The 25,210-nt window shown below is 43.8% G+C and carries 24 protein-coding genes; 5 read left to right on the forward strand and 19 right to left on the reverse strand.

What is annotated here, in order from left to right; all coding sequences use genetic code 11:
• Window positions 1-16: 16 nt before the first annotated feature.
• Together FED51_RS17285 and FED51_RS17290 are read right to left on the reverse strand one after the other, a co-directional pair.
• Window positions 17-2,182 (reverse strand): DNA topoisomerase III, encoded by a 2,166-nt coding sequence (locus tag FED51_RS17285; protein WP_053430381.1) that lies wholly within the window; start codon window positions 2,180-2,182, stop codon window positions 17-19.
• A 242-nt stretch (window positions 2,183-2,424) separates the two neighbouring features.
• On the reverse strand, window positions 2,425-3,555 hold the full coding sequence (locus tag FED51_RS17290) for a saccharopine dehydrogenase family protein (RefSeq protein WP_053430380.1): 1,131 nt from the start codon (window positions 3,553-3,555) through the stop codon (window positions 2,425-2,427).
• 254 nt (window positions 3,556-3,809) lie between these two features.
• Between FED51_RS17290 and FED51_RS17295 the strand changes: the two genes are divergently transcribed.
• Window positions 3,810-5,828 carry a penicillin-binding transpeptidase domain-containing protein gene (locus FED51_RS17295; RefSeq protein WP_053430379.1) on the forward strand — a complete coding sequence of 673 codons (2,019 nt, stop codon included), beginning with the start codon at window positions 3,810-3,812 and terminating at the stop codon, window positions 5,826-5,828.
• A 129-nt stretch (window positions 5,829-5,957) separates the two neighbouring features.
• Here FED51_RS17295 and FED51_RS17300 read toward each other — a convergent pair whose 3' ends face one another.
• The 10 genes from FED51_RS17300 to FED51_RS17345 all read right to left on the reverse strand — a co-directional run bounded on the left by FED51_RS17300 (window position 5,958) and on the right by FED51_RS17345 (window position 15,910).
• Window positions 5,958-7,019: a TRAP transporter substrate-binding protein gene (locus tag FED51_RS17300; protein WP_010899531.1), complete on the reverse strand. Its 1,062-nt coding sequence runs from the start codon at window positions 7,017-7,019 to the stop codon at window positions 5,958-5,960.
• 48 nt (window positions 7,020-7,067) lie between these two features.
• Window positions 7,068-8,336 (reverse strand): TRAP transporter large permease, encoded by a 1,269-nt coding sequence (locus FED51_RS17305; protein WP_010899532.1) that lies wholly within the window; start codon window positions 8,334-8,336, stop codon window positions 7,068-7,070.
• A 78-nt stretch (window positions 8,337-8,414) separates the two neighbouring features.
• A complete protein-coding gene (locus tag FED51_RS17310) occupies window positions 8,415-8,942 on the reverse strand; it encodes a TRAP transporter small permease (protein ID WP_083445454.1) in 528 nt (175 codons plus the stop codon).
• 317 nt (window positions 8,943-9,259) lie between these two features.
• Complete coding sequence (gene dhaQ / locus FED51_RS17315) at window positions 9,260-10,255, reverse strand: DhaKLM operon coactivator DhaQ (RefSeq protein WP_053430378.1); 996 nt, start codon at window positions 10,253-10,255, stop codon at window positions 9,260-9,262.
• A complete protein-coding gene (gene dhaS, locus FED51_RS17320) occupies window positions 10,252-10,812 on the reverse strand; it encodes a dihydroxyacetone kinase transcriptional activator DhaS (protein WP_053430377.1) in 561 nt (186 codons plus the stop codon). Before dhaS ends, dhaQ begins: the two co-directional genes overlap by 4 nt.
• A gap of 101 nt (window positions 10,813-10,913) precedes the next feature.
• A complete protein-coding gene (gene dhaM, locus FED51_RS17325; protein ID WP_053430376.1) occupies window positions 10,914-11,300 on the reverse strand; it encodes a dihydroxyacetone kinase phosphoryl donor subunit DhaM in 387 nt (128 codons plus the stop codon).
• On the reverse strand, window positions 11,297-11,887 hold the full coding sequence (gene dhaL, locus FED51_RS17330) for a dihydroxyacetone kinase subunit DhaL (RefSeq protein WP_053430375.1): 591 nt from the start codon (window positions 11,885-11,887) through the stop codon (window positions 11,297-11,299). The genes dhaM and dhaL overlap by 4 nt, the downstream gene beginning before the upstream one ends.
• 17 nt (window positions 11,888-11,904) lie before the next feature.
• The gene (gene dhaK / locus FED51_RS17335; protein WP_053430374.1) at window positions 11,905-12,897 is read right to left on the reverse strand and encodes a dihydroxyacetone kinase subunit DhaK; all 993 of its coding nucleotides are present in this window, start codon (window positions 12,895-12,897) and stop codon (window positions 11,905-11,907) included.
• A gap of 180 nt (window positions 12,898-13,077) precedes the next feature.
• Window positions 13,078-14,049, reverse strand: coding sequence for a phosphotransferase enzyme family protein (locus FED51_RS17340; RefSeq protein ID WP_175414335.1), 972 nt, complete (start codon window positions 14,047-14,049; stop codon window positions 13,078-13,080).
• Window positions 14,050-14,482: 433 nt separating this feature from the next.
• Window positions 14,483-15,910 (reverse strand): M17 family peptidase N-terminal domain-containing protein, encoded by a 1,428-nt coding sequence (locus FED51_RS17345; protein ID WP_053430371.1) that lies wholly within the window; start codon window positions 15,908-15,910, stop codon window positions 14,483-14,485.
• Between the two features lie 282 nt (window positions 15,911-16,192).
• Between FED51_RS17345 and FED51_RS17350 the strand changes: the two genes are divergently transcribed.
• Both FED51_RS17350 and FED51_RS17355 read left to right on the forward strand, forming a co-directional pair.
• Window positions 16,193-16,669, forward strand: a complete 477-nt coding sequence (locus FED51_RS17350) for a divergent PAP2 family protein (RefSeq protein ID WP_010899543.1) — start codon at window positions 16,193-16,195, stop codon at window positions 16,667-16,669.
• A gap of 18 nt (window positions 16,670-16,687) precedes the next feature.
• Entirely contained in the window at window positions 16,688-17,509 is an 822-nt protein-coding gene (locus FED51_RS17355; RefSeq protein ID WP_053430370.1) for a cobalamin-binding protein, read from the forward strand.
• A 74-nt stretch (window positions 17,510-17,583) separates the two neighbouring features.
• On the opposite strand, the gene FED51_RS17360 is transcribed toward FED51_RS17355, so the two are convergent.
• The 4 genes from FED51_RS17360 to FED51_RS17375 form a co-directional block, all read right to left on the reverse strand.
• Complete coding sequence (locus FED51_RS17360; protein WP_053430369.1) at window positions 17,584-18,288, reverse strand: 3D domain-containing protein; 705 nt, start codon at window positions 18,286-18,288, stop codon at window positions 17,584-17,586.
• Between the two features lie 190 nt (window positions 18,289-18,478).
• Complete coding sequence (locus FED51_RS17365; protein ID WP_010899546.1) at window positions 18,479-18,796, reverse strand: YuiB family protein; 318 nt, start codon at window positions 18,794-18,796, stop codon at window positions 18,479-18,481.
• Window positions 18,797-18,936: 140 nt separating this feature from the next.
• Window positions 18,937-19,089 (reverse strand): YuiA family protein, encoded by a 153-nt coding sequence (locus FED51_RS17370; RefSeq protein ID WP_010899547.1) that lies wholly within the window; start codon window positions 19,087-19,089, stop codon window positions 18,937-18,939.
• 352 nt (window positions 19,090-19,441) lie between these two features.
• Window positions 19,442-20,644 carry an NAD(P)/FAD-dependent oxidoreductase gene (locus FED51_RS17375; RefSeq protein ID WP_010899548.1) on the reverse strand — a complete coding sequence of 401 codons (1,203 nt, stop codon included), beginning with the start codon at window positions 20,642-20,644 and terminating at the stop codon, window positions 19,442-19,444.
• A 346-nt stretch (window positions 20,645-20,990) separates the two neighbouring features.
• Between FED51_RS17375 and FED51_RS17380 the strand changes: the two genes are divergently transcribed.
• The gene (locus FED51_RS17380) at window positions 20,991-21,983 is read left to right on the forward strand and encodes an NAD(P)/FAD-dependent oxidoreductase (RefSeq protein WP_053430368.1); all 993 of its coding nucleotides are present in this window, start codon (window positions 20,991-20,993) and stop codon (window positions 21,981-21,983) included.
• A gap of 44 nt (window positions 21,984-22,027) precedes the next feature.
• Here FED51_RS17380 and FED51_RS17385 read toward each other — a convergent pair whose 3' ends face one another.
• Window positions 22,028-22,381 carry a HesB/IscA family protein gene (locus FED51_RS17385; RefSeq protein ID WP_010899550.1) on the reverse strand — a complete coding sequence of 118 codons (354 nt, stop codon included), beginning with the start codon at window positions 22,379-22,381 and terminating at the stop codon, window positions 22,028-22,030.
• Window positions 22,382-22,485: 104 nt separating this feature from the next.
• On the reverse strand, window positions 22,486-22,692 hold the full coding sequence (locus FED51_RS17390) for an aspartyl-phosphate phosphatase Spo0E family protein (RefSeq protein ID WP_233443847.1): 207 nt from the start codon (window positions 22,690-22,692) through the stop codon (window positions 22,486-22,488).
• Window positions 22,693-23,066: 374 nt separating this feature from the next.
• On the opposite strand from FED51_RS17390, the gene mqnE reads away from it, so the two are divergent.
• Window positions 23,067-24,161, forward strand: coding sequence for an aminofutalosine synthase MqnE (mqnE, locus tag FED51_RS17395; protein ID WP_053430366.1), 1,095 nt, complete (start codon window positions 23,067-23,069; stop codon window positions 24,159-24,161).
• A gap of 186 nt (window positions 24,162-24,347) precedes the next feature.
• On the opposite strand, the gene dapF is transcribed toward mqnE, so the two are convergent.
• Window positions 24,348-25,208, reverse strand: a complete 861-nt coding sequence (gene dapF / locus FED51_RS17400) for a diaminopimelate epimerase (protein ID WP_053430365.1) — start codon at window positions 25,206-25,208, stop codon at window positions 24,348-24,350.
• Window positions 25,209-25,210: the final 2 nt, after the last annotated feature.

The following is a 25,210-nucleotide window of genomic DNA, read 5'->3' on the forward strand; positions in this document are numbered from 1 at the left end:
CCAAGGGGGATGCTTTTTATGACTCCACAGGCTGAAACCCTAGTTTCTTCTTTTCTTTATCCCAATACAGCTTCGCATCAAAGGTATCACTCCCCTTTTTCAGTCCTTTGATCACGTTCGTCGTTTCACCTTGGAGCAGCTTTTTGACATTGGCTTGTGATAGACGTTTGCCTAGGATTGTTTTACTAATCGTGAACCGGCAGCTCTTTGCCTCATAATTCGTACAGCCATAAAACTCTCCCCGATCTAGAAGTTTTCCATCGCAGGCAAGGCATGATCCTACATATGTCGGTCCCCTTTTTTTCCTCTTTTTCGTTTTCTCCGCGAGCGCTTCTTGATCAAAGGATGAAAAATCCCACGTATTCGCGCGCTGATGCGCCTCTTTAACCAAATGATCGGAAAGCTTTTTTACTTGCTCCATAAAGGCGTGAGCATCTGCTTGACCACGGCCGATCTCAAAAAGGCGCTGTTCCCATTTTGCTGTCATTTCTGGTGACGCAAGCAGGCTAGGGCCCAAAGCTTCGATGAGTAGCTTCCCTTTCTCTGTTGCATAGACGACATTTTTTTTGATTTCAATGTACTGCCGGTCTTTGAGCAATGTAATAATCCCTGCCCTTGTCGCCTCTGTCCCGAGTCCTTCTGTTCGCATCAACACTTTCTCAAGTTCATCATCTTCCACATGCTTTCCGACCGTCTTCATTAATGTGATCAGCTGACCTTCCGTATACCGGCTCGGTGGCTTCGTTTTGCCCTCACGTACGTCAGCGTGCTTCACATCACCCGTCCACCCTTCCTCTAATGGGGGAATATCCTCATCCTTGTCATGCTTTGATAAACCGATGATTTGTTTCCATCCTTGGTCGAGGAGTTGCTTTCCTTTCGTTAAAAAGGTCGCTCTCTCGTCAACGAGGGTTTCCACTTCCGTGTATGCGATCTTCGCTTCTCGCATGTGGGCTGCAAGAAATTGGCGAACGATCAAATCATAGAGGAGTTGTTCATCCTTGGCTAACGTTTGAACTTTTGGGACATCATCTGTCGGTATGATCGCATAGTGATCCGTCACTTTACTCTGGTTCACGTACCGCCGATCTTGAAGCAAGTTATCCCGATCGAGTGGGAATAGGGAGGCGTATGCGTCCTCCTGTTTGAGTAGCTGCACAATTCGCTTAGCTGCCTTCCCTTCTTCGGCTGTTAAAAAGCTAGAGTCGGTCCGGGGATAGGAAATATGACCTTTAACATATAATTTTTGCGCCACATCGAGGGTTTTTTTCGGAGAAAAGGTAAATCGTTTATTTGCTGTTGCTTGCAAACTTGAAAGATTGAACAAGTAAGGTGGTTTGAGCGTTTTCGTTTCCTTTTTAACCTTTGTTACCTTTCCCTGTTTTCCACGACAGAAGGCGGCAATTGCCTCAGCCATTGGCTGATCAAATAAACGCGTCTCCCTGTCTTTATGCCAAATGCCTTCATACTCATGTCCTTGGACGCGAAACGTCGCTTTCACTTCCCAAAACGGCTTTGACTCGAACGCTTCAATTTCTTTCTCCCGTTTAACAATCAGCGCAAGGGTCGGTGTCTGTACACGCCCTGTTGAAAAAAGACTATCGACGCCTTTTTTCTTTAATAAAAGGGTATAAGCACGCGTCACATTCATCCCAATTAACCAATCTGCGCACGAACGACTAAGGGCTTCATGATAAAGTGGTTCTGTTGATTCAGCTGATTTTAATTGGTGAAATCCACTAACCACAGCCTGCTTCGTTAACGATGACAGCCACAAACGGCTCGTCTTCTTCTTTACCCTGCATTGTTTTAAGATGAGACGAACGATCAGTTCCCCTTCACGCCCCGCATCACCAGCCATAACAATTTCTGTTACCTCCTTGCGATGGACGAGGGAGCGAATCACCTGAAATTGATCTTTTTTCCCTCTAGAGACCCTGTGGACAAATGATTGCGGAATCAATGGCAGCGCCTCAAGCGTCCACTTTTTCCAAGACGGATCGTACTGTTCTGGGGGACAAAGCTCACACAAATGACCCACCGCCCACGTAAAAAAAGCGCCTGCTGGAAACTGATCACATGGGGCGACCTCTACATAGCCACGCTTATTACGATGAGGAAATGGAGCCGCTAGCTTCATTCCTTGATCTGGCTTTTCTGCAATGACAACAACCGCTCCCATAACCAATCTCCTTTTCCAAATCATTAGAAAAACTTGGCATACCGCCAAGTCCTATAGCGAAAATCATTGTTTTGCTTATCTTTTATTCCTGAAATCGAAGTTAAGCACTCTATAGTGGAAAGAAACTCGGCAATAGCCAAGGCTTTAAGTGTCAGCCGAGTCTTAGTTCATTTATATAACTTCTAAACATTTTGTCTACTGCAAAAACGTTATCATTTCTTAATGTGGAACATACATTCCTATTATGAATGATTCTGCGAACAGATGCTAGTCTCATTTTGCACAAATTGCTTAGGAGTAGGTAGTGGATAGGAAAATTCCGTTCCTTTTAACGTTAATGAGATATGCTGATCGATAAATACTAGCTCAAAAAGTTCCTCAATATGAAACACCCCTTTCGGACAAGGGTGTTCGTAAAGAGCAAAAGCTACGGCTGATGCTACATGCGCTGTCATTAACGCTTCATTTTCCCCTGTGAACAGCGAGTAAACTTCCTCCTTCTCATCCTTTCGTACACCTTTTACCTCGACCCTTACTCCATACTGTTCAGAGCCATAGGGAAAGACGTTAAGCAAGGTGGTTAATACCTTCCGAACGGCTGGCAACGATAATAGCTTCGTAATGTGTAGTCGTCGCATCGTTGCCACGACAGCTGTCACCAGCCGCGAATCAAAACATAACCGTGTTGAAACGGTCGGCAGGTGTAATGTTCTTGCAAGAGTTTGCTGATCGGAGAATGGGAATCGATAGACCGAATGATTGCCGATCGCCTTACCGAACGAAACCTGTTTACGGTCTGTAAAGCTTTTAACTTGACGCCAGTCGTTTTGGACCATCACGTCAAATGATTGATTAATCTGTTGAAACGTCCATTCCATCGCACCCTCTCCATGCTCATCACCAAGACCGAGTAATATGGAGATGTCCACTTGATGCACCTGTTCAAACATACGAACCGCTTGCTCCACCAATAAGTTAGTTATCCCAGGTGCGAGCCCGACACTAATAACACCTGTATGCTTCACAGCGCCTCGATTTAACCCTCCTAGCTCTTTCAAGAACTTTCCATTAGCCGTAATGTCCAAATAATCAATTCCGTTTTTGGCACACAATCTAGCAAACTCTGTATGGTCTTGATCGATGCAAACGATCACTAATTTTGGTTGGTTCAGCGCTTCAAATGCTTTCTTCGGCTGATGGATGTCCACTTGGAGCGGCTGTACCTCCCCATCTGTCTCTAGTGAAAAACGATTCGCCTTTTCAAAATTTCTCCCCGCAGCATACACCCGGCCTGCATACCGCCTTGCAAGTAGGCGACAAATTGCGCGACCCACTTGACCATATCCCCCAATGACTACGATGTCCTCTCTCATTGATTTTCCTCCTTACACTTTTCCTTTCTCCATTATCTATCAGCCTTGAAGCGAATCCTATCCCTAGAAGTTGGGGGTACTAAAACAATTAAATCTCACACACAAAAACTTTAATGCTGCACGGTTTCTTAAAAAATCAAAAATCCCTTTTCTATCGTTTAACATTTTTGGCTCCGTCCTCTCAATTCTAGTATAATGGGAAATAAAGCCTAGCTTTTAGCTTGATAACGTAACACATGCGAAAGGGGATGACAATGAAACAAGCAAATTGGTTTTTTGCAACGATCTTACTAACATTACTTTACCTTTCCGGATGTGCTCAAAATGAGCCAAGTCCTGAAGAAGCATTTACTACATTTGCTGACCATTGGAAAAATGAAGACTACGGGCAAATGTATCATATGCTTAGTGAACAAGTGAAAGAGGAGTTATCAGAAGAGACATTCGTTGAGCGCTATGAAACGATCTATGGCGGAATTTCAGCCAACAACCTTGTGATTGAAATGATCATTGATGAAAATGAGGAAGAAGCTGCTACCGATGAATCGAGTGATGAGCTGACGGCGGAGATCGACTACCGTTTTTCGCTAGACACCTTTGCCGGAACGATAACGGAAGAGCGAATGACAGCATCGCTTACATATGTGGAGGACGAGGAAGAGCCGTTTTGGTCGATCGAATGGGAACCTTCGATGATTCTTCCTTCGCTTGAAGAAGGAGACACGGTTCACTATGAAACGTTGGCACCGGCACGGGGAGAAATCGTCGACCGTAACGGTGTCGAACTGGCGATCAACGGTGTTGCCTATGAAATCGGTCTTGTCCCAGAGCGTATTGAAGATCACGACGATACGTTTGCACGCGTGAGTGAGGATCTTGGTGTAAGTGAAGAGCGACTTGACGAATTGTTAAATCAATCTTGGGTACAGGATGACACATTTGTTCCAGTGCGCACCATTTCAAGTAGTGATACTTCCTTTCGCGATGCCCTGATGGACATCCCAGGTGTAACCTATCGGGAAATTGGAGCGAGGGAATATCCATTTGCTGAAAGCTTTGCCCATTTAATTGGATACGTCGGGGCGATCACAGCAGAAGAATTAGAAGAACGGAAAGAGGAAGGCTATCATGCACAATCCACCATCGGGAAAACAGGGCTCGAAAGCATTCTCGAACCACGGTTGCGAGGAGAAACGGGCGGACGCATTTTTATCCGTACAGCCGATGGGGAGCTGAAAGAGACCCTTTTAGAAAAAGAAGCAGTTGATGGGGAGACGGTTCAGCTGACGATCGATGCCGACGTCCAGCGCTCGATCTATGATTCGCTGGCGGACGAAGGGGGCTTAGGTGTTAGCTTGCATCCAACGTCTGGTGAAGTTCTTGCCCTTGTGAGCTCACCCTCTTATGATCCAAACGAATTTGTCGTCGGGATTACGTCGACCCGTTACGAAGAGCTGCAAGAGGATGAACGAAATCCACTACTGAATCGCTTTACGAAGCGATTTGCACCAGGGTCTTCCATAAAGCCGATTACGGCAGCGGTTGCCCTTGAACACGGTCTTGATCCCACTGAGGGCCGAACGATCACGGGAGACCGCTGGCAGCCAGATGATGATTCTTGGGGCAATTATACCGTCAAACGTGTAAACGTCACCGATGGCCCAGTTGATTTGCGGGATGCCCTTATTTATTCAGATAATATTTATTTTGCCCAAATCGCATTAGAGATCGGAGCTGATGTACTGACAGAAGGCTTTGAAGCATTCGGGTTCGGGGAGGACATTCCTTTCGCTTATGGCATGCCTGCCTCTTCCCTTGCCAATGACGGATTGGACTCTAGTGTTCTGCTCGCGAACACGGCCTACGGACAAGGGGAAATGCTCGTCACCCCCCTCCATCTTTCCCTTATGTATGCAAGTATTATGAACAACGGTACTATACCTACCCCATTGTTACTTGCAGGCGATGAACCTGACATGTGGAAAGAGAACCTCATAAGTGAAGAACATGCCAAGCTTCTTTTAGATGACTTAAAGGAAGTCGTTCGAGATTCAAGTGGAACTGGGCATGGAGCCTATATGGACGATCGCCCGTTAGCCGGGAAAACAGGAACGACAGAATATAAAGAAAGTCAAGAAGAGGAAGGCAAAGAAGATGGATGGTTTGTGGCGATGGATGAAGACATGCTCGTTCTTATGATGATAGAAGACGTTGAAGATCGCGGGGGCAGTAAATATGTTGTTCCTAAAGTGCGTTCGGTTTTTGAAGACTAAAAAAGAGTGCGGGATTCGCACTCTCAGGCTAGAAAGCATGGAAAACAATCTCCAAAAAAAGGTTCCAATCATCAAAAACAGATGATCGGAACCTTTATAATTTGTTTGGCTAGTTCTGTCCTCGCCTTTTTATTCTTGATATTCAGCAATTTCCTCTACGAGAAGATCAAACATTTCTCGACCTTCGTCCCCAACAATTTCATCACGGAAAAATTGATGGATCGGCTCTTGAATTTCACGGAAAGCTGCTCGCTCTTCTTCCGTTAATTCGTAAACCTCGGTCGGGTTCGCCTCATCATTTTTGATCTCATCTAGTAAATCGGCATTCAACTGTTGTTGGATTTCAAAGCCGCGCGGACGCATTTCATCAATGGTTTCGTGAATTGCTGCTTGAATATCTTCCGGTAAGCTTTCATATAAGTCGTTATTTACCGTCACCATCGCCACATACGTATTGTGATTGGAGATCGTCATATGATCTTGCACTTCATGGAATGAAGCGTCTTGAATAAAGAAAATTGGATTTTCCTGTCCGTCAACCACGCTCCGGTCCAGAGATGTATACAGCTCACTCCAGCTAAGCGCCTGTGGATCTGCGCCATAAGCACCGTACGTTTGTAGCATGAGCGGTGACTCTTGGGTGCGCATCTTAAATCCATTGAAATCATCTGGTGAGCGGAGCGGTGAATTTCCTGTCCACTGCATTGCCCCTTCCGACATAAAGGCTAACGGTTTAATGTTTTGCGCTTCATAGAAGGCCGCTAATTTTTCATTTAGTGCTACACTTTCATTCAAAATTTGCTGGGTGACCTCTTGATCATCTGGGAAGAAAAATTGCAAAGAAAACACTTGTCCTTCAGGTACAAGTCCTCCTGTAAACCCTGGAGAAATAATGCCGAACTCAAGGATGCCTTGTTGAAGCTGTTCGACCTGATCAACTTCACTTCCGAGAGATCCGAAGTCACGAACGTTCATCGATACACGTCCATCCGTCTTTTCTTCCAAAAGCTCTGCGAACTCGACGGCGTACTCATACTGTACTTGGCCTGGTGTTTCCTCCGTGACAAACTGCCAACTGTACTCCTCTTCCCCATTGGCAGATCCTGTCTCTTCACTTCCACAAGCCGTAAGTGCCATGGCTAGTGCTCCCGTTACTGCAAGAGCCTTCCACGGTTTTGTTTTAAAAAACATCTAATACCCCCTATACTTTTTTGAAACATCTATTGTTTTAAGGATTCCTTACAACAAAAATAAGGAAATCTCCTCAAACACGATAATTAATATTGAAGCAATAATCAGCATCACAATATACGGTGGTGTTCCCCGAATAACGTCTAAGTACGATTTATTAAACACCGCGCTTGCAGTAAAAATATCAACTCCAAATGGTGGTGTCGCAGAGCCGAGCGCCGCTTGGAAAACGATGACGACCCCTAAGTGAATTGGATCGACCCCTGCTTGCATAGCCACCGGATAAAAAATCGGTGTCAATATTAAGATGACGACGATGGGATCGACAAACATACAACCGATAAAGAAAAACAGGGCAACAATCAACAGAACATACAAGGCTGATGGGTCATTGCTGAAGACAACGTCCGTGAACGTGCGCGGAATGTCAGCAAAGGAAATGAGCCAAGAGAACGCTTGACCTGCGGCGACAAGAATAAAAACAGCCGCCGTCACAAGTCCTGTCGATAGAGCGATGCTCGGGATTTCTTTTAGTTTAATCGAGCGATAAATGATAACCTCAAGAATTAGTGCATAGAGCACGGATATCCCAGCCGCTTCAGTTGGGCTAAAGATCCCCGCATAAATACCTCCGATAATAATGATCGGAAATCCGAGGGGTAACAGCGCTTTTGCCGTTGCCCGTCCTCGTGCTGCCCACGAAAACCGTTCGGCAAGGGGAATGTTATTCTTTTTCGCATGGTAGTAACTATACGCAGCAAACATGAACATGACGAGAAGCCCTGGACCAATGCCGGCAATAAACAAGTCACCAACCGATACGTTAGGTGCTGCAAGTCCATAGATAATCATGCCGATGCTCGGTGGAATGAGTAAGGCAACGTCACTAGCATTTATGATTAGCGCAATCGCTTTTGAGTCTTTATAACCTAATGATAAGAGCCGCTCCCGCATCGGTTTCCCGATGGCAACAACCGTCGCCTGCGTCGAACCAGAAATGGAGCCGAACAGGGCGCAAGTAATCGCGGTCGTCACCGCATAGCCCCCGCGGATATGACCGACGAAAGCTCCAACAAAGTCTAATAGCCGTTTCGATGTTTTTCCTTTTGACATAATGTCAGCTGCAAAGATAAACAGCGGAACCGCTAATAGCACAAACGATGAGATCCCTTCCATCATTTGCTGGATCAAGATCATCGGATCCACGTGAGAAAAAAAGAGAAAGAGCACGATCGCCGAAGCTGCCAGCATAGGAATCATCATCGGGAAACCAAGCGCAAGTAAAACAAACATGATGACTAACATCACTGCAATCATTTTCGGTTCCTCACAGTCTTATGAATTTTTCGTTTTTTTTCGTGAATGTTCCCCATCTCCTATTAGGATACTTACTCTCTATGTATAATCCTTCCGATCCATTGCTAAATAGACATCCTTTTCCTTTATGTTGATCCACATGTTCCGTAAAAATTGAATCCCACCAAGAGTGAAGCCAACAGGAATAAATACAGACATCAGGTAAGCTGGAACTTGTAATGCTGTCGTTACTCGGCTCGTATGATAAACCGATATCATATAGTGATAAGCAAAATAGGCGAAAGTGAACAAGATAATAGCCGTTAAGGCCGGAATAAAAATGGATAAGGCCTTGCGAATTTTAAATGGAGCTAGATCATAGAAAGCAGACATGCTTATGTGTCTCCCTTTCCGAGCGGCATAGCTGATTCCCATAAATGTTGCAATAATGACGGCAAACTGGCTCACTTCCTGATGAAACGACCAGCTTGTGCCAAAAAACGTCCGACTTAGCACATTACCGACAATCATGACGGCAATCATAATAATCGACCAGCTCAAAATGATCTCTTCTAGCTTCATAATCGCGCGATCAAGCAATTTTAGTGAGCGAGAAACGAATGTCACAAGCGTTTCCTCCTTTCTATGAAGTTGTCAGTAAAAACTATAAAATTACAAGAATATACAATTTTATCAAAAACCTCGTAAAATAATATGAGATCATACGGATATTAAAAGCATACTGGAAAAATACTGGCGCCTCAAACGGCATAATATTGGCTAATAGTGGTTCAGCCCTCCTATTCTTATATGAGAAACTATCACATAACATTCCTAACGTTATCCTCGCAGATCGTCTCATATCCTCCTCAATCCGACGAAATCGCTAGTGCATTTTCCGAAAAAAGAACCACCCCTCGTGTTGGAGGAGTGGTTAATAGAAATTAGGCCCAGTGGGCAACATCAACTGGCGCGTACAGCCATTTTACCCACTGCTCGTCACAGATTTTCAGCATAGTCAATGAAATACCTTTCATATTCAGGGAAGTCAGTTGAGTTCCTACCTTCACAAAGGAAACGTGTAAATTTTCAATCGCTAATAACCGGCGAACGTCATTAGCAAACACATATTGTTCAATTAACGGGGTGCCACCAAGGCCATTAATGAGAACTGCATATTGATCATTTTTATCCCAGCGATAAAGGCTCTTTAACTTATTCACTAGTTCGACGGCCAGCAGTTCAGACGACACAAGCTTTTCTTTCCGGTACCCTTGCTCACCGTGAATTCCAACCCCGAAGTACACTTCCCCCTCCTCCAACAGAAATTGGGGCTCACGTCTCTCCGGTAAATCTGCATGGGTGAGAGCCACACCTAAAGTGGCAAGATTTTTTACAACCTGTTCACCAATCTCTTGTAACGCTTCTAGTGAATAGCCTTCCTTGGCTGCAGCTCCGATAATTTTATGGACGAGAACGGCTCCTGCCACTCCACGCCTCCGTTTCTCAAAGGATGCATCGCTTTCCACGGATACATCGTCGTTTACGATCACATGCGCAACATCTCTTCCCTCGGCTCGGGCTTGAACTTCTGCTGACAAAAACGTCGCTAAATCTGCAACAAAATTTTTGATAATCAACAGAACACCTTTCCCTTGATCCATTTGACGAATCGCAGCGAGAACTTGTTGAGCTGACGGCGGAACGAACACGTCTCCTTGAACAGCGGCCGCAAGCATCCCTTCCCCTACATACCCTAAATGTCCAGGTTCGTGTCCGCTACCGCCTCCACTGATAATTGGCACACTTTTGGGATCGAAGGTTTTTTGATAGATGACGCGATGCAACGGATCGTACTCGACTTTGTCCGCTCGAGCAAAAGCAAAGCCCTGAAGCATTTGATCAACGATCTTTTCTGGTCCGTTCATGATTTTTTTCATGATTCCTCACCTGAGCTTTCTGACTCTTGTTGAATCGACCATTGCCATGGTTTGTGTATCAAATGATACAAATGGTCAGCGATCACATCTGGTTCTTGTGGGCAGTGTGCTTGTAGCCATTGATGAATTATACCGACAACACCATAGCTATAAAACGACGAAATAAATTCGCGATCTTTTTGCGAAAGTCTATCGATTTCATTGAGATAAAGGGTTTGGATATGTTCGTACAAATAGTCGGAAAACCCATTTTGCCCGTTCACGTCCATCGCCCTTTGATAAAATGTTTGGTTTTCATAAAAGTAATGCAGCAGATGGCGAAAAATGGTTTGGATATCATCATAGGCTAAAAAATCAATACTGTGTTCTTTCGTCTCTTGCTTATAAATCCAGTGTAAAAGTTCAAATTTATCTTGGAAATGATAGTAGAACGTTTGCCTTCGCATGTTAGCACGGCTCATAATATCACTGACCGAGATTTTTGAAAACGGCTGTACTTCCATCAAATCTTTGAACGCTTTGGCAATCACTTTTTTCGTAATGATCGAATTTGTCATGCCGTTGCTCCTTTAGCTGACCGAAACGTAAAAATCGGAAATGGATAATGGGCACGATGAAGCACCGTGCCCGTAAAATGATGAGTTACTGCCTGAAAGATTCAGCCACGTGATTTGATCGTAAGCGGCTGTAGTTGCTCCGTGATGGTCTCAAAAGAAGCACCACCTTGCGTAAGAGCAGCGGCCGTATAAGCGCCTTCTACAAGGGCCACATCCATGAGATGAATCGTCTTTTCGCTTAGCTCAATCACCATCTCGACATTCATTTTTGCACTACCTAAATCATAAAACACAAACAGTTCATCAGCCTCGTTGTCCATGACCGCCTGCTGAATTTTCTCAAAGCTGGCTCCCACCTGATCGTCGTCCGTTCCACCCGCATAAGTGATGGACACATCCTTGGCCACCTCTTTTAATAGCGTGACGATTCCTTCCGCTAATGCAGGAACGTGGGAGGAGATGACAATGCCAAACGGCTTTGTTGTCATGACAGAATCCCTCCATCGATCATCGCTTCAAACAAATACCCGCTCGATACAGCTCCAGGATCAAGATGACCGAGAGAACGTTCACCTAGATAGGAGGCACGACCTTTTGTCGCTTTCATCTCTTTCGTTTCGCTCACAAATTGGTGAATCCTCTCTTTGCTTAGCTGCTGCTCCGCCATGAGGCTTTCAACTACTGGCTTCCATACGTCTACCATCGTTTTTTCCCCCGTTGTCGCCTTGCCCCTCTTTAAAATTCCGTTTAATCCTGCTTCGACTGTCTTACCAATATGATCGGGATCGATCGCCACTTGCTTTGACATTTCTAACAACGCTGTCCCGTAGAGCGGGCCTGAAGCACCACCCGTTTTACTAATGAGCGCCATTGCTGCCATCTTCAGCACTTCCTGTGGAGATTCAAAAGAATTCTCCTTTAGCTTTCGCTCGACTTCTGCTAGCCCACGAGCCATGTTTGTCCCATGGTCCCCATCTCCGATCGCGCTGTCTAATTCACTTAAATACGATTGATTCGCCTGAACCTTTTCGTGAAAAGCATGTAGCCATTTCGTTGTATTTTCCACTGTAAACATCCCAGCCTACCTCCTCTTTACGCCCAGTCCACCGTTTTCACTTCATGATTCCAATAATCAAGCCATTTTTCTTCCACGATTTTTATAAGAGTAAGAGAAACACCGGCCATGTCGATAGACGTCATAAAAGAGCCCACTTTTTTAAATTGGATGTTAAGCCCTTCCTCTGTTAGCTTGTTCGCTACATCATTCATAAACACATACTGCTCCATAAGAGGTGTAGCTCCAAGCCCATTGACTAACACACCGTATTTATCTCCTTTGCTCCAGCCAAACGCTTCTTTTAATTTGAGGATCAACTCTTCGGCTATTTCCTTGGACGATTTCAGCTTTTCTTTACGATAACCTGGCTCCCCGTGAATCCCAACACCATATTCCATTTCGTCGTCTCCCAGTTCAAATCCTGGCTTCCCAACAGCTGGCACGGTTGCAGGCAAGATCGACACACCGATCGTCTTCGTGTTCTCAATGACTGTTTCACCTAGCACTTTTAAGCTTTGTAGCGATAGACCAGCTTCAGCGGCAGCTCCTACAATTTTGTGGACAATAATCGTCCCTGCGACCCCGCGTCTTCCAGCTGTAAATGAGCTATCCTCCACCGCAATATCATCATTCACAATGATGTGATCAACAGTTATTCCTTCTGCTTCAGCCATTTCTCCTGCCATTTCAAAATTCATCACATCACCTGTGTAGTTTTTGATGATCAGAAGAACGCCGCCTCCTTGATCTGCCGCTTTAATTCCTTCAAAAATTTGATCCGGCGTTGGCGACGTAAACACTTCTCCGCAAACGGCGGCCGCCAGCATTCCTTGTCCGACAAAACCAGCATGACTCGGTTCATGTCCGCTACCGCCTCCACTAACTAACGCCACTTTGCCTTTGTCTACATATGTCCGGCGAATCACACCTGTCTCCGCTACTCGTTCGACAAGATGTCCATTGGCATATACAAATCCATCGAGCATTTCATCCAAAACGTTTTGCGGATCGTTGAGAATTTTCTTCATCGTCCAAACGCCTCCTTCGTTTTGCTTCGTTTTCCACCTCTAGTGTATAATGAAAGCGCTTCATAGGAAACGGACAAAAAAAGCAACATGTCAAAGAAACAGTCATTCAAAAGCCCCCGCTTTGCGGAGGCTCCATCATTCGTAAGGTATAGTTGTATCTCGCCATTATGGGATTTACGTTTATTTATGATTCTGTTCAAAAGATAAGCGATAGTTATTTATGAGAGAAACTAAATTTTTGCTAAGATCCATCTGATAACCCGGTTCCTCTTTCGAGTAATCCTTGTCAACTGAGCGTAGTAATCGTGCAAAGGAGACTAAATGATGCAATCGCTCAAAGCCATTCGCTTCTTCGAGTAACTCCTCGTCTAAAAAAGTTGATGATTTGTACCCTTTCATGAACGTCTTTATAGCAGGGGTTGTTACACGGAATTTCCCAGCGTCCCTAAGCGCATAAACGATATCTGCTACATACCAATAATAGGCGCAATCATCAAAATCAAGAGCACTTATGGTTATCTCGTTAAATCGTACATTGTCCAGTTCAAAATCGTAATGGATGATTCCAAAGTTCTCTTTTGTAATGGGCAATTGATTAGCCCATTCAGAAATCATCTCTAGCTCTTTCATTGCCGCTATTTCGTTAGGTGGGAGCCATTCTTTTACTTTTTCTAAATCATCTTTCCAGCTAGGCCTTTTTATGGCCAAATCATTCGGTACATTCTTTAGATTCTCATGTATCGTGCCTAGCATTTCTCCCCATACAAAAAGTTGCTCTTCATTCATTTCCTCAAACGAAAGATGCTCCCCGTCAAGAGCTTCAAAAACGACAGCATAGAATGTACCTATAGGAGTTATTACAACCTCTACTAAGTTGTTATTTTTTGATAAAACTGGCTGAGCGACTGCTAAAGCTTGACTCCCAAGGTATTGAACTAGTTTTAGCTCTTCTTTAATCATTGTAAGATTTCTTTCACAAGAATCATTAAACCGTAAATAATACTTTTTCCCATGATGTTGAAACATAAATATGAAGTTGGCGCTTGCTCTCCAGTAAAAAACAGAATGACGGTCAAAACCCCATCGCTCTAAAATGAACTCAGCTAACGGACTTCTCCATTTTTTATCAACGGTAGCAACTACTTTTTTCATGGTGCTTAGCTTCATCATAAACATTCCCCCATTTAATGTTTTGAAGCATTAAATGGAAAATAATAATGGTCAGCGCACCCATGAAGAGTGCGACCCGATAAGGCTTTCTTTAAGGAAAAATTCGAAATAATTTCAATCCACGCACCCATCAGATAAGAACGGAATAAAGAAACTGTAGAATTGTTAAATGATCCATCGTACTTCCTTTAAATCTTGATGAGCGAGAGGCATCATTTTATTTTCCAATGTTTGCTTCACTAAAATTAAAAATTGCATTCTCTCACTCCTTCCCTTCATTATTCGGATCATGAATCCTAAAGAAAATTATACCATTTTATGATCATCATAAACCAAAAAAGATTCGCCATTTTTCGAGGAATTCCTAATACATTCGGTTAATGATTTTCACGTGAAAAAGGAAACCCCCGCTTCGTTAGCGGAGTTCCCTCTCCCCATTATTCAATACAAAAGTGGCAAGAGTCCGTGCCATGACGCCGCGGGCTCGCGCCACTGTGCCGGCAATATCAAGATGAACCCATGGATCATTTTCTGCAAACTCGCCAACAAATAGGGCAGTAGCCATACAATTAGCAAAGCGACCAATTGTTAGCCTTAAATCAGCAACCGATTCTTCCTGTAGCCGTTTCGTATAAGGTCGATAATACGGGAGTGCCCAGATTGGTTCTCCTGTTTTCAGAGACGCTTCTTGCATTTTCTTCCACCAGGACTTGTCGTTTGTAACAGCGGCCGTGATTTCATCACCTAGTATACTCCGTAGCTCTTCTGCTAACGGGGCAACTGTCACGAGTGAATGGACTCCTAACTCTTTTGCATATGTGATACCGTCGGCTAATAGCAATGCCCCTATTGCTTCTATATGATCCGCTTCAATGGTTTTCCCTGAATACGAACGAATGACATCTCCAGGTGCCGGATTCTGCTGACCATGTTCTTGTTCCACGATCGGCAGAATTGCTAATACATTCTTTTGACTATGTAAGCTCCCGATAATGTCCATCGCGCCAAGTACAGCAGCAGCCCCGCCCATCCATGGGCTAAAAATTCCGTTTCCCCCTGCGCCAACTAAGCCAATAGCCTCCTGTTCTTCACGCTTCCCTTTGTTCTTAAGCACGAGCATCGTTGCATTTTCAGCAGGGCCACTTGCAGCTAGAAGTCCACCCATGCCTAGCTTTTCCATCTCTTTTTGTCCTAACGTCTCCATGTCAAATCCATGGCGGCTCGCTAATGCCTGCGCCTCTGTCACGAGCTCTGTCGGTGATAACAACGTACGCGGTATACTCATGAGCCGCTCCGCATAAACAGACCCATTTCCATATGTTATTCCTTCACGTACCGATGTCTCGATAGGACGATGTCCATGAAAAACCGTCACTGAGTCCAGCGATTTATCGACGAGGTTCGTTCTTTCTTTGTAGTCGTCAATAGTTGAATAGCCCATCGTGAATGACTCGCCGAACAACCGAGCAACCTCTTGTTCACTTACCCTCTCTGATACGAACGAAGGTAGCACCACCGCTACATTCGTCATTCGTTTTTCCTTTACTCTTTCTCCGACCGCTGCAAATCCTGCGCGAAGGGTATCGGCACTTGCAACCGACCGCTTTCCAAGTCCTACGGCTAGCACCCATTTGACTTCAATTAAACCAAACGTATAAAACTCGGTTATCTTTCCTGCTTCCGTTTTTAACTGCTTTTGTTTCACAAGCGTTGATAAATGGCCATTTAGTGTTTCATCTAATTGTTTTAGTTCTGCGACAAAAGGCTCATGACCTTCAAATACTGCGACAATGATCGCATCGTGAGTTCCCCTTAAACTGAAAGTATTTTGAAAATACAGCATACGCTCCTCCTTACCCAGCGTCTTTTTTCTTGGATAGGTTTTTCAGACTAGACAAGCGATTAACAGAATAGAATATAGGGAAAGAGAAAAACAGATAACCGCAATGGTTTCATGGTAAGAAATCGCCTTCTTATGGTATAATTGACAAGCATCTTTACACAATCGAACGATGATTTTCCCTACTATATCATGTGATGAGGTGAACTTCACACCATTTTATTTTATATAGTCCCATGAAGCTGTTCGCATTTGTATGTAGATGGAGAAAGGACGTTGAACAACATGGAATTGTTTCATAATTTCCCGCTATGGGCAGCGTTGATTGCGATCGGTGTTGCTCAGTTTGTTAAAGTACCACTTGCTTATCTTCCAGACCGAAAAATGGATTGGACTCTGTTAACGAGTACGGGGGGAATGCCGAGTTCCCACTCCGCTGCCGTCACCGCTTTGGCAACAGCCATCGCTCTTGAAGATGGACTAGATTCCCCGTTGTTCGCAATCTCAGCTGTTTTTGGTATTATTGTCATGTTTGACGCGACAGGTGTCAGACGCCATGCCGGGTACCATGCGACTGTTTTGAATCAACTTGTCGGTGATTTTAACAAACTTGTTTCTGAATTGAAAAGCTGGCCGAAGAAAGAAGAAATGGAAAAACGGAAGGAACTGAAAGAACTTCTTGGGCATCAACCAATCGAGGTGTTTTTTGGCGCCTTGCTTGGCATTCTTCTTGCCTTCATACTGTACGTCGTCATTTATTAGTAAAGGAGGCTCTTTCCCATGAGACTCGTCTCCATCTGTCCTAGCAATACCGAAAAAATAGCCTACCTTGGACTTGCCGATCAGCTCGTTGGCGTGGATGATTTTTCCGACTGGCCGACAGTCACTCGCTCTCTTCCCCGGCTAGGACCCGATTTACGAATTGACATGGATAAAGTTGAAGCGCTACAGCCTGATCTTGTCGTCGCTTCCCTCAGCGTTCCAGGAATGGAGCGAAATGTAGAGGAATTGCAAAAAAGAGACATTCCCCACGTCGTGTATAACCCACATTCCTTAAAAGAAATTGGCGAATGCTTAAAAGACTTAGCCAAACGTACAGGTGCGACAGCAGAAGCTACTGTAGCAATCGAGCGGTACGAGGGAATCATTGAGCACTATCGTTCTTTGGCAGCCAAAGTGGAGCCTGTCCGCCTTTATTGGGAATGGTGGCCTAAGCCAGTTTTCACTCCTGGGGGAACGAATTGGTTAACCGAGATTAGCGCATTAGCCGGGGGTATAAATGTCTACGGTGATACATCCATTCCTAGTGTGAAGACCGACTGGGACGATGTCCTTAACAAGCAACCGGATCATATTTGCCTTGCTTGGGTCGGCATTGCCGCTGATAAAGTTAAGCCTGAACTGCTTTGGAAGCGACCAAACTGGGAGCAGATGGCGGCTCTTCAAGAAGGAAAGGTGCACGCATTAGAAGAGCCCCTCTATTGTCGCCCTTCTCCTCGGTTACTCCTCGGTTTGAAAAAGCTTGCTGCTCTGCTTCACCCTTCTCACTTCCCTGCAAATGATGGGAAGGATCCGTTATGGGATCATAACCTGGACGACTAAAGTCAATTAAAAAAGTGTCCTTTGTAACGTGAAAAAAATCGAACCCGCAACAAATGTGGTTCGATTTTTTTCAGCTAACGATTGATTTGTTCTCGGAAGACCTGTACAGCTTCATTTTCATTTAAAGCTTTTAGCTCTTCATCTGTAAATGTGCCGTCTCCCTCTTCCACGATGTACACTTCCACTTCTTTTCGGCCCCACTGATTAAACACATCTTCTACGGTTTCATAGTACAAATCAATTTTATTGCCTTTTATCGCTGATCCCGTATCGGTTACAACACCGTACCCGTACCCTGGTATGAATAAAACTGTTCCTATTGGGAACACACGGGGATCTGCCGCAATCGTGGAATAGAGATCACGTCTTACTTCAACACCAGAGAACGTAATCCCATAGGATGCATCTCCAGGCCGTTTTCCTGTCGATTCCACCCCTGCCGTGTAGCCCGTAGCCACTACTTTTTTCGATGGGTACTGACTCCAATCAACCGCTTCTTCCAATGGAACAGGATCTGATTCGACAGCCTGTAAGGACTTCGCTTTTTCTTCCGTTTTAATCGTTGGCAAGCTGCGTTTTTCCCTATCAAATAACGAATAGCTTGCATTATCGTTCGCTTCTAAAGGTTCCACTGTATCCGAGGATTCCCTTTGATCCAATAACCATCGCTCAATGTGTTGAGCGTTAACTCCTGAAACCGTGTGAAAAGTTGACAAAAAGGCAGCAAGTACGAGGATCGTCATCAATGAACGACGTCCATATTTTTTAGCTGCTTCCATCCTCTCACTCCTCTCAGAAGTCATCATCTCCAAAGAGAAGTAAGATTATACAAAAAAACGCGGGAAAATTTAGAAAGTTATCGACAACAATTCAAATTCACTTTTAGCATGACCGGCTTTCCTACCTTTTATCCTACACATACAAGCAAAAAAAAAACACCCAACCCGAAGGAAGAGCGTTTCATGATCGTTAAAACATTTGGTATCCGCGGACACGTAACATTCGTATGACAATCCCTGAAATAATTGCACCGATAAAACCGCTCGTAAGGATCAAATGGTCCACAAGCTGCAACGCCATCAGATCGTCCCACAACCTAGAGAATGAGGTAGCAGGCGATGTGAAATATTGATAAAACGGGACATGATCAACTATAAAAATAACAATAAGCGGATAAAAAACGGCCATAATCCAAGTAGACCGTAACACCATATTTAACAGAAAGCCTATGCCGAAAAATAAAATTAAAAATAATAGCATCGAAATGAGCAATTGCGGTAAACTCATCTGTGCACCCCCATGTTCACTTGCTAGTTTACTCAATGGAAGCAGCACAGTCAAGCAAGTCATCTTGACAGCTTTGTGTCAGCATCTGACTGCCACCTTAATTGCTACAAAATAAATGTTCTTAAAAGTAGAAAGCACCGTCATGAGACGATGCTTTCCGGCTTCACTTCTTGTAAAGTTCCTGCTCCACTACAATAATCACATGTTTCCGTACCGCCTAGGATTAATTGAAAATAGCCACGACCCTTGCAGTACGGACAACTCGTTGTTTTTGTCTGTTCTCTCTTTCTCACGAGCGTTCTCCCCCTAGCAATCATTTCATTTATATTATCAGAATTTTCAATACAAATAAACATGACAATTGCGAGGTATTCTCACATGTAAGCGTAATCAATTGACTCTATCTACGAATTCTTTGAATTTTCTAACGTTTTCATCGATACAATGTCAATAAAAGTGAAGTTTAAAATAGTAAGTGAAACTTCAGCAGTTGTGGTTCCCTTTGGTCTCCCATTCAATGTTTTTCCGGTTCACACTGTGGAATCTTAGCCCCAGTTAAACAGGATAAAAAAAGGCTAGCTCTCATATTTGAGCTAACCTTTTCTCTATCGTTAGGGTTGTGTTGTATGCATGCGCTCTTTCGGCTTATAGCGGGTTTTTACCTTTCTTCAATAGAAGCCCAGGACCACCAATTAAGAAGAGAGAGCGATTATCAATAACCTTTTTCATGAAGCTTGCTGAGCTCCCAAACAATTTTCGGGTGCCAACAACACCAATCGCTTCTTTTCCTCCAAGGGAAGCAACAGTACCTTTAATCTCTGGCTTGAAGTTTTTCAACTCACTACCGCCTTTTACGAGCGTTGCCAAGTTATGTGCACAGGTTTCTGCCATTTGAATCGCAATTTGTGCAGTTGGCGGATACGGACGATTAATTTCTTCGTTGATGATCAATGCGCAGTCACCGATGACAAAAATTTCCTCATGACCTGGTGCACGGAGATCAGATTCAACTTTGATACGACCTCGCATCGCTTCAAATCCAGATTTTTCAATAATTTCCGGTCCACGAACACCTGTCGCCCAAACGACTGTGTTGGATTTAATTTCATCACCATTCGCTAAAATGACGCCATCTTTAACGACTTCTTTGATTGGGCAATTGATCTTGAATTCAACTCCGCGGCTTTCAAGAAGGTTCATCGCGTACTCTACAAGCTCTGGATCAAAACCAGGAAGAGCTGTTGGTGCAGCTTCAATGACGTACATTTTCACTTTTTCACGAGGTACGTCATACGTTGCGCAAAGTTCAGGAACACGTTTCGAAAGCTCTCCTACAAATTCAATCCCTGTAAAACCAGCACCAGCCACGATAAATGTTAAGAGCTCGTCCTTCTTCTCTTCTAGGTTGTTGTATGTTGCAAACATATACTCAATATGCTCTTTTACTTGGCGAGCACCATTGACAGTCCACTTGCTAAATGCGTGCTCAAACACGCCCGGTACGCCAAATGTTTCAGCGACAGAGCCTAGAGCAACGACTAAATAATCATACTCCAATTCTCCATTTTCAAGGACGACTTTCTTCGCATCTCTGTCAATTTCTACTGCTGTGTCTTGAACAAAGTTGACCTTATTCAAGTCGAGTACATCTTTGATCGGCACTCTTGCTTTTTCTGCAGGAATCGTCCCTGCTGCCGGTTCGTGCAACCAAGTGGTTTGATAATGATAACTGTGCTTATTCACAAGCGTAATGTTCGCGTCATTGTGTCCAAGCTGCTTTGACAAGCGGGATGCGGTGATTATTCCACCATAACCTGCTCCGAGAATAACGATGTTTGGCTTATTCAAAATCATCACTTCCATTTCAAGATTTTCGACACCATTTGACAAAAAGATTGTGATTCATTTCACGTATAATGGCAAAAAAAGTGACATTGTATGATATCTGTAGATTGTCGTAAAATTGTCGCAAAATACATCTATAATAATAGAAGTTTTGCCTTTAATTTTCAAGCATTTTTTAAAAAATGATTACCGATCTTAGAAAACGCTTACCGAAACCGTTGGTATGACAGATTTATTTACACTCCCTTTGTGAAATTCTAAATTTTCCGATAATAAAAGCGCCTTTTCCTTTCATTTTCATTTGTGTAAATCTATAATGAAATGGAAAATGTGTCGCGGAGGTGCCAAGATGTCAAGAAAAGAAGAATTGTATGATATTACGATTATCGGCGGGGGACCGACAGGATTATTTGCTGCATTTTATGGCGGAATGAGGCAGGCGAAGGTGAAGATTATCGAGAGCATGCCTCAGCTAGGTGGTCAGCTTGCTGCTCTTTATCCGGAAAAGTACATATACGATGTAGCCGGTTTTCCAAAAGTAAAAGCACAGGACCTCGTAAATGACTTAAAAAGACAAGCAGAACAATTTAATCCAACCATTGCTCTTGAGCAGTCCGTTCAGAATGTGACGAAAGAAACCGACGATACTTTCACAATCAAAACAGACAAAGAAACACATTACTCGAAAGCGATTATCATTACAGCAGGGGCAGGGGCTTTCCAACCACGAAGACTGGAGGTGGAAGGTGCCAAGCAATATGAAGGAAAGAATCTTCAATACTTTGTAAATGATTTAAATGCATATGCAGGTAAAAACGTGCTCATTTCTGGTGGTGGCGACTCAGCCGTAGACTGGGCTCTCATGCTTGAACCTGTCGCGAAAAATGTGACACTAATTCACAGACGCGATAAATTCCGTGCACATGAGCATAGCGTCGAACTCCTGCAAAAATCTTCCGTCAACATTTTAACCCCTTTTGCTATTTCTGAGCTCTCAGGTGACGGCGAAAAGATTCATCACGTGACGATTCAAGAAGTAAAAGGTGATGCTGTTGAAACACTCGATGTTGATGAGGTCATTGTCAATTTCGGTTTCGTTTCCTCATTGGGCCCAATTAAAGGATGGGGCTTAGAAATCGAAAAGAACTCCATCGTTGTCAACACAAAAATGGAGACAAACATTCCGGGTATTTATGCAGCTGGTGATATATGCACGTATCCTGGGAAAGTAAAGCTGATTGCGACCGGCTTTGGAGAAGCACCTACCGCCATCAACAATGCTAAAGCCTTTATTGATCCAACCGCCCGTGTTTTCCCTGGTCACAGCACAAGCTTGTTTTAATAAGACAAAAATCCCCTTTCCCATTGAAGGAAGGGGGATTTTATTTAGCAATCTTCAGGCGTTCCTGCGTTGGTAGCTGTTCGGAATGATGTGCCACAACCACATGTAGCAATGGCGTTCGGATTATCAATCGTAAATCCGCCACCCATCATGTTTTGTTTGTAATCAATGACAACATCTTTTAATATGGGTCCACTTTCATTATCAATTAAAACAGACAAGCCATTAATTTCGTGGAGCGTGTCATCTTCTGTCTGTTCATTATCAAACCCCATGCCATAGGAAAGACCGCTACAGCCTCCACCTTTTACACCTACACGTAGCTTAAGGCCTTCTTCGCCTTCTTCTTTCATCATTTCTTTAATGCGATTGACTGCCGCATCAGTAATTTTAATCATCACGTTCCCTCCTAACGAAACAGGATGAATCATTCAATGAAGTTGCATCACAGTCAGTATACCCTCTTTTTAGCTCGCCTCACAAGAAACCTGCTCATAAACGATTATAATGAATGGGATTCCCAATAATCTATATTCTTTCCATCAAGTCGTAACATAATGTTATGGGCTTGGTCTAACTCCTGACTATATTGTAACACAAGGGGGTGATTGAGCCCATACTTCTTAGCTGCATCCATCATCTTCTCCCGCAGATATTCTATTTTCTGAATACAGGCATCTGCTGTTAAAGTTCTTGACACATCCCTCACCCCCTATTTCTCCACCAAATGTTTTCCAATGTCTGTATATATAAAATATTTTACCCAATATTGTTTGTACATGCAATCCTTATGCCTGCATTTCATTAACGGATAAAAAAGTCGTTTATTATGTAAAGAGGCTAAATTACGCACTCTCAGTTTAACATTATACTGTTATTCGGTTTTTTTTGGCAAGTGATACAGTTTTTCGGCCGATCGACCATTCATCTCCTTATCTTTTTTATAGGTGGAAAGATAGCATCCTCTTTCTTTTTTTCTCTTTTCTCTGATAGTATAATAGGAGAATGCCTTTTCCTATGTTATGGAAAGCGATGTTTGAATAGATAGAAGTACAGAACGAGTTTTCGTCATGGAGGTGCAAGATGGGAATTATATTAACGGATACGAAGCTCCAGGAAATCCAAGAGAAAGTAGAGCACGGTGAACGGTTAACGATTGAGGATGGTCTATACTTATATGAAACCTCAGACCTGCTAGGAGTAGCCCAGCTAGCCAATAAGGTAAACAGTGAAAAAAACGGCGATCATGTGTACTTTATTGAAAATATGTACATCAACCCGACAAATGTCTGTGAAGCAAACTGTTCATTCTGTGGATTTAAGCGCAAACCCGGCCAAGAAGGTGCTTACACGATGGATAGCGAAACCCTGTTACGCTATGTAGAAGAGCGCTGGAACGATAACATTCGCGAGTTTCACATTGTCGGCGGCCATAACACAGATGTTCCGTTCGATTATTATTTGGATACGATTCGCACTCTAAAAAAGAATTTTCCACAAGTAACAGTTAAAGCGTATACAGGGGCAGAAATTGAATTTTTCTCACGCTTGGCGGGAATTAGTATGAAGGAAGTGCTAGAAGAGTTAATCAAAGCCGGTCTTGATACTCTGCCTGGCGGGGGAGCGGAAATTTTAACCGAGCGATACCGAGCAAAAATGAGCCCTGATAAAGCTTCAACTGACCAATGGCTAGAAGCTCACGAAATTGCCCATGGGCTAGGGTTAAAAACCCATGCCACGATGCTGTATGGATCGATCGAATCGAATGAAGAGCGCTTGATCCATATGGACCGCGTTCGTCAGCTTCAAGATAAGACAAACGGCTACATGGTCTTCATCCCATTAGCGATGCAACCACGTAGTGTCAAGGCTGGACTTAAACGACGCACCTCTGCATTTGATGATATGCGCACGATTGCCATTAGTCGTCTAATGCTTGACAATATCGATCACATTAAAGCGTATTGGATTAACATTGGCGTGCAACTGACACAAATGGCGCTCACCTTCGGATCTGATGACATTCACGGTACCCTTATCGAGGAACGCATTTCTCACTCTGTTGGTGCATTAACGTCACAGGGGATTACCCGTGATGAGCTGATCCACTTAATCAAAAGCGCGAATAAAACTCCTGTCGAACGGGATACATTTTATAATATCATTAAGACGTATTAATTATAAAAAGCGCAAACCATTGTTAAAAACGTAGCGACCGTACTAATGCATTCGTAGGCGCTCTCGACAAGTCGCCTCATTTTTGGCAGATTGCGCTAGACATTTCTAGTTATGCTTTCTTTACATGTTATTAGTCTTTTGCAAAAAAAAAGCCGATCCTTTAAGGAAATCGGCTTTTCTAATTTTCTAATATGATAAACCTTTTACATACGTGCCTTCACAGATTGTTTCCGCTGCACCAGTCATAAGCACATCGCCATTTTCTAACCAACTGATCGTTAAATCACCGCCTAACAAATGAACGATGACCTCTTTGCCTTTCTGCGTAAATCCATTGAGTACGCTTGCCACTACGGCAGCGCACGCCCCCGTTCCACATGCTTGAGTAATACCAGATCCCCGTTCCCAAACACGAAAATGAATTTCTGTAGGACTAACCACTTGAACAAATTCTACGTTTACCCAATCCGGGAAAGCTTCATGCTTCTCTAAGAGCGGCCCTACTTGTTCCACTGGAGCGTCTTCAATCGTATCGACAAACAGGATCGCGTGCGGATTGCCCATCGATACAGCGGTCAATCTGTATTCCCTTTCACCAATTGTAAATGGTTCAGCCACAACTTCTGCCGCCTCTTCACCAAGCATTGGGATTTGAGCACGGCGTAGCCTTGGCTCCCCCATATTCACGGTCACCGTGTCTACCAACCCGTTGTCATTCGGATGCACAATGGCTTTCACGAGACCTCCTAATGTTTCCACGTCGAAGGACGTTTCCTTTACATACCCGTGTTCAAATGCAAATTTTGCGACACATCTAAGACCATTTCCGCAATTTTTTGCTTCTGAACCATCATTGTTAAAGACTCTCATTTTCACAGGGGCACGGTCTGAGGGGCAAATGAGGATCATTCCGTCAGAGCCAATTCCTTTATTTTTATCGGCAACAGCCACCGCTAAAGCGGGAAGCTCTTCTTCTTTTAACGTCTCTTTAAAGCAATCAACGTAAATGTAACTATTTCCAAGCCCGTGCATTTTCGTAAATTTCATCG

Source organism: Halalkalibacterium halodurans, assembly GCF_005671335.1.
GTDB classification, from domain to species: domain Bacteria; phylum Bacillota; class Bacilli; order Bacillales; family Bacillaceae_D; genus Halalkalibacterium; species Halalkalibacterium halodurans.

Bases quoted from the DNA above. Each gene is read 5' to 3' on its own strand.
- FED51_RS17285 (WP_053430381.1), bottom strand. From the start codon at position 2,182: ATGGGAGCGGTTGTTGTCATTGCAGAAAAGCCAGATCAAGGAATGAAG.
- FED51_RS17290 (WP_053430380.1), bottom strand. From the start codon at position 3,555: ATGAGAGAGGACATCGTAGTCATTGGGGGATATGGTCAAGTGGGTCGC.
- FED51_RS17295 (WP_053430379.1), top strand. From the start codon at position 3,810: ATGAAACAAGCAAATTGGTTTTTTGCAACGATCTTACTAACATTACTT.
- FED51_RS17300 (WP_010899531.1), bottom strand. From the start codon at position 7,019: ATGTTTTTTAAAACAAAACCGTGGAAGGCTCTTGCAGTAACGGGAGCA.
- FED51_RS17305 (WP_010899532.1), bottom strand. From the start codon at position 8,336: ATGATTGCAGTGATGTTAGTCATCATGTTTGTTTTACTTGCGCTTGGT.
- dhaQ (WP_053430378.1), bottom strand. From the start codon at position 10,255: ATGAAAAAAATCATGAACGGACCAGAAAAGATCGTTGATCAAATGCTT.
- dhaS (WP_053430377.1), bottom strand. From the start codon at position 10,812: ATGACAAATTCGATCATTACGAAAAAAGTGATTGCCAAAGCGTTCAAA.
- dhaM (WP_053430376.1), bottom strand. From the start codon at position 11,300: ATGACAACAAAGCCGTTTGGCATTGTCATCTCCTCCCACGTTCCTGCA.
- dhaL (WP_053430375.1), bottom strand. From the start codon at position 11,887: ATGTTTACAGTGGAAAATACAACGAAATGGCTACATGCTTTTCACGAA.
- dhaK (WP_053430374.1), bottom strand. From the start codon at position 12,897: ATGAAGAAAATTCTCAACGATCCGCAAAACGTTTTGGATGAAATGCTC.
- FED51_RS17340 (WP_175414335.1), bottom strand. From the start codon at position 14,049: ATGAAAAAAGTAGTTGCTACCGTTGATAAAAAATGGAGAAGTCCGTTA.
- FED51_RS17345 (WP_053430371.1), bottom strand. From the start codon at position 15,910: ATGCTGTATTTTCAAAATACTTTCAGTTTAAGGGGAACTCACGATGCG.
- FED51_RS17350 (WP_010899543.1), top strand. From the start codon at position 16,193: ATGGAATTGTTTCATAATTTCCCGCTATGGGCAGCGTTGATTGCGATC.
- FED51_RS17355 (WP_053430370.1), top strand. From the start codon at position 16,688: ATGAGACTCGTCTCCATCTGTCCTAGCAATACCGAAAAAATAGCCTAC.
- FED51_RS17360 (WP_053430369.1), bottom strand. From the start codon at position 18,288: ATGGAAGCAGCTAAAAAATATGGACGTCGTTCATTGATGACGATCCTC.
- FED51_RS17365 (WP_010899546.1), bottom strand. From the start codon at position 18,796: ATGAGTTTACCGCAATTGCTCATTTCGATGCTATTATTTTTAATTTTA.
- FED51_RS17380 (WP_053430368.1), top strand. From the start codon at position 20,991: ATGTCAAGAAAAGAAGAATTGTATGATATTACGATTATCGGCGGGGGA.
- FED51_RS17385 (WP_010899550.1), bottom strand. From the start codon at position 22,381: ATGATTAAAATTACTGATGCGGCAGTCAATCGCATTAAAGAAATGATG.
- mqnE (WP_053430366.1), top strand. From the start codon at position 23,067: ATGGGAATTATATTAACGGATACGAAGCTCCAGGAAATCCAAGAGAAA.
- dapF (WP_053430365.1), bottom strand. From the start codon at position 25,208: ATGAAATTTACGAAAATGCACGGGCTTGGAAATAGTTACATTTACGTT.